The organism is Nocardia sp. NPDC002869 (assembly GCF_046764065.1).
Lineage (GTDB): Bacteria > Actinomycetota > Actinomycetes > Mycobacteriales > Mycobacteriaceae > Nocardia > Nocardia rhamnosiphila.
The window spans coordinates 1-10,569 of sequence record NZ_JBKOOL010000188.1 but is presented as its reverse complement, the minus strand read 5'-3'; the positions used below and the strand labels follow the sequence as shown (position 1 = coordinate 10,569).

At 66.3% G+C, this 10,569-nt stretch carries 14 protein-coding genes; 3 read left to right on the top strand and 11 right to left on the bottom strand.

What is annotated here, in order from left to right:
• Positions 1-153 precede the first annotated feature (153 nt).
• Entirely contained in the window at positions 154-801 is a 648-nt protein-coding gene (locus ACLML9_RS25155) for a DUF4272 domain-containing protein (protein ID WP_411947837.1), read from the top strand.
• Positions 802-926: 125 nt separating this feature from the next.
• On the opposite strand, the gene ACLML9_RS25150 is transcribed toward ACLML9_RS25155, so the two are convergent.
• The 5 genes from ACLML9_RS25150 to ACLML9_RS25130 all read right to left on the bottom strand — a co-directional run bounded on the left by ACLML9_RS25150 (position 927) and on the right by ACLML9_RS25130 (position 5,256).
• On the bottom strand, positions 927-1,346 hold the full coding sequence (locus ACLML9_RS25150) for an ArsR/SmtB family transcription factor (protein WP_411947836.1): 420 nt from the start codon (positions 1,344-1,346) through the stop codon (positions 927-929).
• Positions 1,343-1,957, bottom strand: a complete 615-nt coding sequence (locus tag ACLML9_RS25145; protein ID WP_411947835.1) for a ketopantoate reductase family protein — start codon at positions 1,955-1,957, stop codon at positions 1,343-1,345. The genes ACLML9_RS25150 and ACLML9_RS25145 overlap by 4 nt, the downstream gene beginning before the upstream one ends.
• A gap of 200 nt (positions 1,958-2,157) precedes the next feature.
• Positions 2,158-3,702, bottom strand: a complete 1,545-nt coding sequence (locus tag ACLML9_RS25140; protein WP_411947834.1) for a tripartite tricarboxylate transporter permease — start codon at positions 3,700-3,702, stop codon at positions 2,158-2,160.
• Position 3,703: 1 nt separating this feature from the next.
• Complete coding sequence (locus ACLML9_RS25135; RefSeq protein WP_411947833.1) at positions 3,704-4,282, bottom strand: tripartite tricarboxylate transporter TctB family protein; 579 nt, start codon at positions 4,280-4,282, stop codon at positions 3,704-3,706.
• Positions 4,279-5,256: a Bug family tripartite tricarboxylate transporter substrate binding protein gene (locus ACLML9_RS25130; protein ID WP_411947832.1), complete on the bottom strand. Its 978-nt coding sequence runs from the start codon at positions 5,254-5,256 to the stop codon at positions 4,279-4,281. Before ACLML9_RS25130 ends, ACLML9_RS25135 begins: the two co-directional genes overlap by 4 nt.
• A 174-nt stretch (positions 5,257-5,430) precedes the next feature.
• On the opposite strand from ACLML9_RS25130, the gene ACLML9_RS25125 reads away from it, so the two are divergent.
• Together ACLML9_RS25125 and ACLML9_RS25120 are read left to right on the top strand one after the other, a co-directional pair.
• Positions 5,431-6,990, top strand: coding sequence for an ATP-binding protein (locus ACLML9_RS25125; protein ID WP_411947831.1), 1,560 nt, complete (start codon positions 5,431-5,433; stop codon positions 6,988-6,990).
• On the top strand, positions 6,987-7,658 hold the full coding sequence (locus tag ACLML9_RS25120; protein WP_411947830.1) for a response regulator: 672 nt from the start codon (positions 6,987-6,989) through the stop codon (positions 7,656-7,658). Before ACLML9_RS25125 ends, ACLML9_RS25120 begins: the two co-directional genes overlap by 4 nt.
• A 258-nt stretch (positions 7,659-7,916) precedes the next feature.
• Here ACLML9_RS25120 and ACLML9_RS25115 read toward each other — a convergent pair whose 3' ends face one another.
• The 6 genes from ACLML9_RS25115 to ACLML9_RS25090 all read right to left on the bottom strand — a co-directional run bounded on the left by ACLML9_RS25115 (position 7,917) and on the right by ACLML9_RS25090 (position 10,472).
• Entirely contained in the window at positions 7,917-8,327 is a 411-nt protein-coding gene (locus tag ACLML9_RS25115; protein ID WP_411947829.1) for a DUF3592 domain-containing protein, read from the bottom strand.
• Positions 8,324-8,695 carry a hypothetical protein gene (locus ACLML9_RS25110; protein ID WP_411947828.1) on the bottom strand — a complete coding sequence of 124 codons (372 nt, stop codon included), beginning with the start codon at positions 8,693-8,695 and terminating at the stop codon, positions 8,324-8,326. The genes ACLML9_RS25115 and ACLML9_RS25110 overlap by 4 nt, the downstream gene beginning before the upstream one ends.
• Positions 8,696-8,878: 183 nt before the next feature.
• Positions 8,879-9,217 carry an antibiotic biosynthesis monooxygenase family protein gene (locus tag ACLML9_RS25105; RefSeq protein ID WP_411947827.1) on the bottom strand — a complete coding sequence of 113 codons (339 nt, stop codon included), beginning with the start codon at positions 9,215-9,217 and terminating at the stop codon, positions 8,879-8,881.
• Between the two features lie 241 nt (positions 9,218-9,458).
• Positions 9,459-9,644, bottom strand: a complete 186-nt coding sequence (locus tag ACLML9_RS25100; RefSeq protein ID WP_411947826.1) for a hypothetical protein — start codon at positions 9,642-9,644, stop codon at positions 9,459-9,461.
• Entirely contained in the window at positions 9,641-9,841 is a 201-nt protein-coding gene (locus tag ACLML9_RS25095) for a hypothetical protein (protein WP_411947825.1), read from the bottom strand. Before ACLML9_RS25095 ends, ACLML9_RS25100 begins: the two co-directional genes overlap by 4 nt.
• A 97-nt stretch (positions 9,842-9,938) precedes the next feature.
• Positions 9,939-10,472 carry a TIGR02679 domain-containing protein gene (locus tag ACLML9_RS25090; RefSeq protein ID WP_411947838.1) on the bottom strand — a complete coding sequence of 178 codons (534 nt, stop codon included), beginning with the start codon at positions 10,470-10,472 and terminating at the stop codon, positions 9,939-9,941.
• Positions 10,473-10,569: the final 97 nt, after the last annotated feature.

The window sequence follows — 10,569 nt, the reverse complement described above, 5'->3', positions numbered from 1 at the left end:
CCGTCCAGCCATGGTCTCTATCGTCCCTTCCGGCCCTCACCAGGGCCAATGGGACTCTAATTCCGACTGGTCACATCTATTGGGAGCGGGTCACTCCGCACGAACGACTCCACCGCGGGCGCGGTGACACATATTGCGACAGAGAGGAATTTGGTGACCGTATCGACACTGGACCGATTGAAGCAGCACGGTCTGGAAGTGGACTCCCTCCCCGAAATCGAGGAGATCTTCCCCATCCGGCTTCGTGATCCCGGTGAATTGGCCAGGCGTACACTCGTCCTCCACGCCCTGCTCGGCATCATCTTCCATCCGGATCCGAGGGAAATCTCGGAATGGATGCGAGCGGAAGATTTTCTGCAGGAATTGACCGAGCGGGAGAAATGGGCTTTCTCGCTGACCGACCTGCCCGAAGAAGAGATGCTGTGGCAGCAATCGGCGATGCAGTCGAACTCACTGACCTGGCGAGCCGAGTCCCTGTATGTCCTGCTCTGGGCCTCGGGGAGAGTGCCAAGTCTGGTCGGTCCCGGCGAGAGAATGGACGGTTCGCTGGTCGCCGACCATCTACCGGCGCTGGGCCAGCCCTTGCAGCCGTTCATCCGGGAAGCCGGCCTGCGCCCGGGCCGGGAGATACTCACGGAACTGCACTATTACTTCTTCCTGAATCACTTCATGGAGGATGTATACGAGCAGACCGGAGAAATAGTCGGCGATCTGGATCCTATGCTTACGGCGGAACGATTCCATGCGTTGCATTGGATTACCTGCGCCGGCCAGTCGGAATGGGATGCCGACGAAGAGTAGTCCCGCACTGTGGCCCGGTCGACGACGGAGCCTGCTGCCCGGCGCCGAGAAGGAACGCCGGCGCGAAGATATCGACGGCAGTCCGCTGCTCGGCGAATCCCTGACCGGTTGCGCGCGATGTTCCACTACACGGCACCGGAGGGGCGGGCGATTCGCTCCGGCGCCGATTTCCTCGCCGTCCACCGGGTCCCGCCCTGATTCTCCGGACCCTCATGACCGGGCTGGTCGGCGCAGGAGGTGATCTGGTCCACGAGTTCGCGCAGCGGGGCCAGGAGATCGGTCAGTTCGGCACCGTTGAGCGTGTAGCACCGAAGGGTGCCACGTCGTTCCACAGTGAGCAGTCGCGCCGCCCGCAGAATCTTGAGGTGATGCGAGACAGCCGGCTGGGAGAGCCCGAGCTGCGCGGCGATCTCTCCCACGCTCGCCTCCCCGCCGGCTTTCAGCAGCAGGGCGATGATCGCCTGCCGCCGGTCGTCTCCGAGCGCGGTGAACAGTGGCTGACATTCGGTGAATGTGCCCAGCACGCTTTCCGCGGTGGGGGTCACGCCGTCTCCCGGGCGGAGAGACGATTCCGCAGCTCGCGCAGACGGGCCACCGGCACCGCCCGGGTTTCGCCTTCGGCGATCCAACCATCGAGCATCAGCCTGGTCTGATCGGCCGGGTCACCGAGCACCTTCAATGCCGAACCGGGTGGCACCCAGTACGCGATCCCCGGCGCCGGCACCTCACCGGTCAACGGCGCGGAGTAGGCGAACAGGGACGGCACCACCTGCACGATCCGCTCGGCCGGCCACACCCGCTCCAGCACCTCCCGATCGTGCAGGCCCTGCCCGATGGTGACCACGGTCGCGTCGCCGACAGCGTCTCGCAAGCCGGGCAGCCACGACCCGCGCAGCGCGGGCGAGGACACGCACAACCAGACCATGTCCCAAGACCCGTCCGGGGTCTCGGCGTGCACGCCCTCGGGACGCAGTCGCTCGGCGACCGGTCCGCCGAACCGGCGCAGCCGATACAGCGTGCGCCCGATTCCACCCCAACCGGACCGTCCGGGCTTGACCAGATAGTTCACGGCCGCCCCACCGAGCCCGAGCCGCAGCCCGAAAACCTGACCGAGCGCACCATCGCCCACCACCAGGATCCGCATCCGTTCCTCCATCCAAATATTTAAATGGAAGAATGTAATCCCGTTTTCCGTTGCTCCCGCGGAGTCGATAAGCGCCCGTGCTGCACACCACGCGAACCGGCCGCGCACCTGCCCCGTTCGGCCGCCCGGCGGCGTCCTGGCATGGGTCGGCCGGGACCCGAACGTTCGCTCGAAACGCTGGGCCCCGGCCGAGAAACGCTCCAGAACGACGGTTATGCCCGTACTGGCACTTCGACCTCCGCAGGATTACCCGAATCATCGGAATCCCCACCCCCACGCAACTTCCGGATCACCATCGCTACGACCGGCCACAACAGAATCACCGCGATGATCGCGTAAACAATTCTGGCGAACCAGGTATCGACCAGCCCGCTCAGCGCACCGTCACTGATCTGCAGCGCCCGCCGCATCTGCATCTCTGCATTCGGCCCCAGAATGACGCCGATGATCGCGGGCAGCAGGGGCAACCCGAATCTGCGCATGATGAAGCCGATTACGCCGATCACCAGCAGCAGCACCAGGTCCACCACATCGCCGGACACCGCATACGCACCGACGCTGGCGAAGAACAGAATCCCCGCGTACAGGTACGGCCGCGGGATGCGCAGCAGCTTCGCCCAGACTGGAGCCAGCGGCAGATTCAGCACCAGCAGCAGGACGGTGCCGATGAACAGGCTCGCGATGAGCGTCCACACCAGCTCCGATTCACGCTGGAACAGAAGCGGGCCCGGCTGGATGCCGTACTGCTGGAACGCCGCCAGCATGACCGCCGCGGTCGCCGTGGTCGGCAGGCCGAGGGTCAGCATGGTGGTCAGCGTGCCCGCCGCCGACGCGCTCGCGGTCGACTCCGGGCCGGCTACGCCTTCGATCGCCCCCTTGCCCCACTCGTCCTTGTGCTTGGAGAGCCGCTTCTCGGTCGCATACGACAGGAACGTCGGGATCTCCGCACCTCCCGCCGGCACCGCGCCGAACGGGAACCCGATGAAAGGCCCCCGCAACCAGGACTTCCAGGAACGGTCGAAGTCCTTGCGACTCAACCAGGCTCGGCCCACCGGAATCGCCGCACTCGGGCGGCGGCGCAGATTCGCGGCCACCCACAAAGCCTCGCCGACCGCGAAAAGCCCTACGGCGACGATGATTACGTCGATGCCGTCGGCCAGGTGCAGTGACCCGAAGGTCAGCCGCTGCTGGCCGGTGATCGGGTCCAGCCCGATCATTCCGAGTGTCAAGCCGATTCCGAGCGAAGCGAATCCGCGGACCCGCGAGCTGCCGAGCACCGAGGTGACCGCGATGAACGCCAGCAACATGATCGCGAAGTAGTCGGGTGCGCCGATATCCACCGCGAACTTCGCCACCAAGGGCGCGGTCAGCACCAACAGCGCAGTGCCTGCGATACCGCCGACGAAGTGGCCGATCGCCGCGGTCGCCAGCGCTTGCGCGCCCCGGCCCCGTTCGGCCATCGGATGACCCTCGATCGCGGTGACCACCGCGGCGGTTTCGCCGGGCGTGTTCAGCAGAATCGAGGTGGTCGACCCGCCGAACATGCCGCCGTAGTAGATACCGGCGAACATGATGAACGCACCCGTCGGCTCCACGCTGTAAGTGAGGGGCAGCAGCAACGCCACCGCCATCGCCGGCCCGATGCCGGGCAGCACACCGATCGCGGTGCCCAGCAGCACACCCACCGCGGCCAGTAGCAGATGCATCGGGGTGAGGGCAGTGCCGAAGCCCGCCATCAAATTGTTCAATGCGTCCACCTCAGAGGACTCCTTCCAAGGGCCCCCCGGGCAACGTGACGCCCAGCAGTTCGCCGAAGACCACGAAGGTCGCCAGGGCCAGCGCCACCGCGATGAGCGGGTCGCGTACCCAATGTCTGCTACCCAGCGCGAACGCCGCACCCCAGAACAGGAGCGTGCCCGCAATCGGGAACCCGACGATGTCCATCAGCAGGATGTTCGCGACGAACACCCCGACCAGCAAGGCGACGGTCCGCCATTCGGGCGGAGTGGACAGGTCCACGTCCTCGCCGCCTTCGGTGTCACCGCGGCCACCGCGCAGCACATCGACGGCCAGCACGACGGCGACGAGCACCAGCAACGCGCCGACCACCAGCGGCATCGCCATCGGCCCGACCGGGCCGCGCTGGGTGAAGCCGGTCGACATCCGCATAGCGTCGATGATCACCACGGCGCCCGCGCCGACGAGCAGGACGGAGACGACCAGTTCGGAGCGGTCGTGGAACCAGCCGGCTGCACCGGTGCGCGGTTCCGGGACGCTGCGCTCCGGCCCGCCGACGCTTGTATCCGAGCCGCCCGGCTCCGGGGCTGCCGAACTCATGCCAGCCCCAGATCCTTCAGCACCGCGCCGCACTGGTCGGTCTGCTGCTGGATGAAGGTGCCGAACTCCGCGCCGGGCAGGAACGCGTCGCCCCAGCCGTTGGCGCGGAGCGCTTCCTTCCATTCCGCGGAATCGTGCATTTTGGTGTACGCGGCGATCAGGACGTTGCGCTGTTCGTCACTGATGCCGGGCGGTGCGACCACGCCACGCCAGTTGGTGAACTCCACATCGATGCCGGCCTCTTTCAAGGTCGGCGCGGTCACGCCGTCGATACGCTCGGACCCGGTCACCGCGAGCACGCGCAGTTCACCGGCCTGGATCTGGTCCAGGTATTCGCCGACGCCGGAGACACCGAACGCGACCTTGTTGCCGAGCACCGAGGCGAGCAGCTCGCCGCCGCCGTCGAACGGGACGTAATTGACCGCCTTCGGTTCGATGCCGACGGCCTTGGCTACCAGCATCGGCGCCAGGTGATCCGGACCGCCGGGCGAGGAACCACCGCCGACCGGGACCGCGCCCGGGCTCGCCTTCCACTCCGCGATCAGCTGGTCGATCGAGGTGTACTTGGAGTCCTTGGAGACCACGATGATGTCGGGCTCGTCGATGAGCCGCGCGATCGGCGTGGTGTCGGTCAGTTCGGAGGGCGACTTGTTCGTAAACACGCTGCCCACGACGCCCAGGCCCATCTGCATGACCAGTTTGCCATTGCCCTCCTCCCCGACCAGCCGGCCCAGGCCTACAGTGCCGCCGGCGCCGGGCAGGTTGAAGACCTCGACCGAGCGTGCGATTCCGGCATCTTCCATCGCCTTCGCCGAGGTGCGGGCGGTGATGTCGTAGCCGCCTCCGGGCGAATTCGGGACCATGATCCGGATGCCTGACAGCTTGTCGGCCGAACCGCCCGCGCCATTGCAGGCGGTCAGGGCGACGGCCGCAAAGACACCGATAACGGCAGTCAGCAACTTCCGAGTTTTCACTGGAGATCCTCATCTCTCTTCGTTGAGCTGGGGGAGAGTGTGAACTGACCCATGCCGTCCTGTCTGCTTTGCGTCCACAACGTATGTTGTGGTCATAGTGTTCACGCCGAAAGCGGCCTATTTCATCTGGTCAGCGGCGACACTGTCGGTCGGCGAGTGTTACAGGAGATAGGCGTGGGCAAGAAAGGGTCACTGGCACGGCAGCTGCTTGCTCTGCAGTTGCTGATTGTGTTCGTGCTGCTCGCCGCGGTCGCCGCGGTGGTGGTCTCGCAGGTGAGCGAGACGTTCCGCAATACCGAGTCGAGGCGGATGCTCGGTATCGCCGAGGACGTCGCCGCCAACCCGAGCCTGCGGGTTTTGCTGGCCGATCCGAAACAGCATCTGCGGCTGGCGCCGTTCGCGACCTCCGCGCAGGTCGCCTCCGGCGCCGATGAGGTCGTCATCGCGCGGGCCGACGGCAAGGTACTCACCTCGCAGGACCCGTCGGAGATCAACAAGCCGCTGCGGCTCGCCGACTCCACGGTCGGCGACAGTGGGGCCTGGGTGGGCGAGATCGACGATGCGGTGGTCGCGCATGTGCCCGTGATCGGGGAGAGCGACCATCGGGTCGTCGGCTATGTCGCGGCGAAGAAAGAGCAGCCCGCAATCTGGCAGATTCTCACCGAATCCTTCCCCGGGCTGCTCAGCCTGCTCGGGGTCGCCACCGCGGTCGGGGTCGCCGGATCGCTGTCGCTGTCCTGGCGGGTGAAGGGGCAGACCTTCGGGCTGGAGCCCGCCGAGATCGCGGCGCTCGTCGAACATCGCGAGGCCATGTTGCACGGCGTCCACGAGGGGGTGGTCGGTTTGGACCAGCAGTACCGGGTCACCCTCGTCAACGATCAAGCCAAGGAACTACTGACGCTGGGTGATGCGGTCGGACGCAGCGTGTACGAGCTCGGGCTCAATGAACGCCTGCTCGACGTGTTCACCGGCAAAGCCGAGGGCAGCAACCTGATCGGCCTGCGCCGCGGCAAAGTACTGGTAATGAACCGGACTCCGATCCAGTGGAATCAACGCACGCTCGGAACCGTTGTGACACTGCGCGATCGGACCGAACTGGTGCGGTTGCAGGATATGCTCACCGAAAACCGCCATACCGCAGATACTTTGCGCGCCCAGGCACACGAGTTCAGCAACCGGCTGCACACCATTGCCGGGTTGATCGAACTCGGTGAGTACGACGAGGTCGCTCAGTACATCACGCGGGTCAGCGCCAGCCGCGATCAATGGCAGGCCGAGGTGACCGCGCGAATCGCCGATCCCGCAGTCGCCGCCCTACTCATCGCGAGGTCGAGCCTGGCCGCAGAACAGAATGTGGGATTGCGGCTTTCGTCTACCAGCTTGTTGCCGGAGCTGGACGCCGGACTTTCCGGCGACATCGTCACCGTGGTCGGGAATCTGGTCGAAAACGCCCTCGACGCGCTGTCCGGCCCCGGCTGGATCGAAGTCGACCTCCGGGTGCTGGATTCCGCTGTGCACGTAGTGGTTCGGGATTCCGGCCCCGGCGTTGCCCCCGAACTCGCAAGCGAGGTCTTCCGCCACGGCTTCACCACCAAAGCCGCCGCCGGCGGTCAGCGCGGGCTCGGCCTCGCCATCACCCGTCAGGCCTGCGTCCAGCGCGGCGGCACCGTCTCGGTACACAACGCCGACGGCGCGGTCTTCACCGCGACCCTGCCCATGGAGGTTCACAGATGATCCGGGTCCTGGTCGTCGACGACGACTTCATGGTCGCCAAGGTACACAGCGGTTACGTCAGCAGGACACCGGGCTTCACTGTCGCAGGCGTCGCCCGCACCGGCGCCGAAGCCCTCCGCCTGATCGGCGACCTGCAACCCGACCTGATCCTACTCGACATCTATCTCCCCGACCTGGACGGTCTCACCGTCCTGCGCGGCATCCGCGAAACCGCCGAAGCCACCGATGTGATCGTCATCAGCGCCGCCGACGATGTCAACACCATCCGCACCGCCATGCGTGGCGGCGTCCTGCACTACCTCATCAAACCCTTCACCTACGGCGCTCTCTACGACCAACTCCAGCACTTCGCTTCCCTGCACACCAGACTCGGCGAGCTCTCCCGTGCCGCCCAATCCGACGTCGACCAAGTCTTCGCCGGCCGCCCCCGCACCGCCCTCGCCCTCCCCAAGGGCATGACCGCCCAAACCGCCCTCCTCGTCGAAAATGTTTTGCGCGCAAGCGATTCCGACCTCTCCGCCCAGGAATGCGCCGACGCCACCGCGCTATCCCGCGTCAGCGCGCGCCGGTACCTGGAACATTTCACCGAAACCGGCAGCGCGCAGGTGCGGTTGCGATACGGCGGAACCGGCCGCCCCGAACGCCGCTACCGCTGGGTTGGCACCTGATGGAACCCACCGACACCGAACGCGATCCCCACGGTCGATCCACCGGCACGGCGGTCAGGCCCCTGGTGCCGGTACACGCTCCCCGGCGGAAGCCGGCGGCGGCCACCAGAGCATCGCAGATCATCGGATCGTCCGCTCCGCGAAGTACGCACAGGCCCGCAGACAGCGCCTCGAGTAGTTCGAGCGCTCCGACATGATCCCCGATCCCCGCGAGGATCTCGGCGAGGCCGCGGCGCATTTCGAGGGCCAGTTCACCTTTCAGAAGACTGCGGCCAGGCACACCAGGACAGTCACGACGAGAACCGCGGCTCCGACCAGGCAGAACAACCACTCCGCACCGCTGCTATAGCCCTCGATCACCATGCGCTCCGGACGGCCCGGGTCGTAGTGCACCAGGACTTGTCTCCCGGGCCGGAAGTCGGCGATCCAGGCCTTCCCGATGACTGCGCGCTGTTCGACTGTCCGCCCATCGGCACTCACCCACCGAACCACCGGGTGGTACAGGGTGCCGCTGCGGCCTGAGCTCGTCGCCAGCCCGACGACCTGGCCATACGCCTTCGCCCCCGAGCGCTTCAGCGCCCGGCTACGGCGAATCATCACCAGACCGATGACGAAGAAGCACGAACCCAGACCGGCGGGAATCAGCGCGAACAACCACTCGACCGTCATGACTTCTCCCCGCTGTGTTCTCCCTGGACGCACCTGTGCCGGTGTCTGAAGGTGTCCGCGGTGAAGCCCTGATGGCCCAGAGAACAGCCGACCGAATACTGGTGACCCCGGATGGAGCCGTAGTAGATGCCTTGGGATTCGGCGTCGTACTCGGGGTCCTCGATCCAGCGGTAGTCGGCTTCCCACCGGTCGACGGCGACGATGTCGAGAGGCCCGTCGAGGAGTTCGGGATGTGGGGTTTCGAAGGCGTAGGCGACGAGATAGTTGGTGCGGATGATCAGTTCGCCGTCGTCGTCGAGGACCGCGGTCATGGCGCCGGTCACCCGGGGAGCCACCGGCAGCAGCGGGTCGCCGGTGGCGATCTTCACCCACCAGGTGTCAGCTTCGTTGCCCGGCCGCAGCTCGGGCCGGATCGTTTCGGCCTGATGCGGGGCCGTCTGGTCGTCTCCGGACTGAACGGATCCGGCGGCAGCTGATACATCTGCATACCGATGCCCGCGGCGGCTTCGGCGGCCCGTCGGAGCCGCCGAAGACCGGTCCAGGGCGTTCATTCAGCTGTGGTGGATCGAGACGACGGTATGCAGGTGTGGGTCGAATTGCTCGGCGATCTGCGCCGCCTCGCGCATATGCTCCTGCGCGGCAGGGTGTTCGAGCATGGCGTGGAAGTCCTCGGCCGTGCGCCATTGGGCGTAGTTGACCACCCGCTCGCCGTCGAGGCTGGCGTGGATGTTGGCGGCAACGAACCCGGGCCGGTGCTGGATCACTTCCTCGGTGGCCCGTACCAGTAGCTCCACGAGCTCCTGTTGACGGTTCGCAGCGACAGTGAAGACGTTGATCAACGTCACGACCGGCGCATCGACCGAAATCGTCGTCGTAGCCGGCATGGTCATGACCGTCGGCCCCTCACGCGCCGGGATCCGCACCCGCTGGCGCCGAGGATGCCTTGCAGAAACGACAACGCCGCACTGCCGGAACTCGTTTCGGCCACCGCTGCAGCCCCTGCTGCAACCGGCGGCTGCGCCGAAGCCGTAGCGGGTGGCGCGCACAGCAGCGGCGTCGCGACAACGCCCGCCAACACTCGCACTGGGGTCATGAGAAGCCTTCCTCGAATCGGGATCAGAGTCGGAGCGATCAACGGAGAGATGGCGGGACCGGCGTGGTCGTCGCCAGCGTCGGGGTCGGGGTGGTCGAGACCATGCGGGCCGGTAGATCCGGGATATGGTCCTCGTCCACGCAGCCGCACAGCATCAGCGCGAGACCCGTGGTAACGGTCAGCGCCAGTATCGCCAGGCCCTTTGTTCGCTGCGGGCAGGTCATCGGGTGATGTAGCCGGTGTACGGGCCACCGACGCAGATGCGCCCTTCGAGGTGGCCACCGGTGTCCAGGCACACCTGGGCATCGATCACCGAGTGATCGCCCTCGTATTCCTCCTCACCCGCGGCCGGCCCACTCAACACCGCCGACACCAAGGCAGCACCGACCGCCACCGCCGCCGAACGCTTTACGAGTCTCATACACCCTCCCCATCACCGACCGGCGCTGCCGAGTCGGTCATCGAACGATACACAGGCGAACATCATCGTTGATAGATGTTCGGCTCGTCCAGGGCTGTCATGCCCCCTTTCCGGGGCTTGCAACCGTGAGGCCGGCGCCGTCGGCGCGGGGATGCCCGGGGAAGGATCGAGTGGAACGTCCGCGTCTCGCGGCGGGTCTTATGGATGTGCACGTCGGGGCGGACTTCCGGCGGCACCCACGAAATTGTGGGCAGGCAACGCTATTTCCCGAGGCGGTGCGCGATACGATCCTGGGAACATGAATATCGGGGACAGGCCCGGATATACCGCGCAGTGGGACACCGGCCAGTAGCACCGTGGAGGACAATTCGTCGTCGGTGATACCCGCGCATGCCCACAGGTCACGAAGCGCGGCGGTGCCGGTGGGGCGCTCCCGGTCGTACAGAATCGTCAGCGCGCGGACGACCATCGTATGCAGCCGGTTGCCTTCGTCGAGGGCGTGCGGATCACGCACCGTCGATTCGGCGAATACCAGAGTCGGGACGTAGGCGACCGCGGAAAGATGCATTGTGATCGAACACCGTCGAGTGAGCCGTCGCCGCGGAAGCGGCGCAGCCTCATCCGAGCCGATCAGCTGCGTGTCTGTCCGGGGCAGTCGCCCCGGACCACCCCGCGGTGGCCGGCGGGGATGACCGACCGATCTCGCCGCCGGGCTTCGTGCCCGGTCG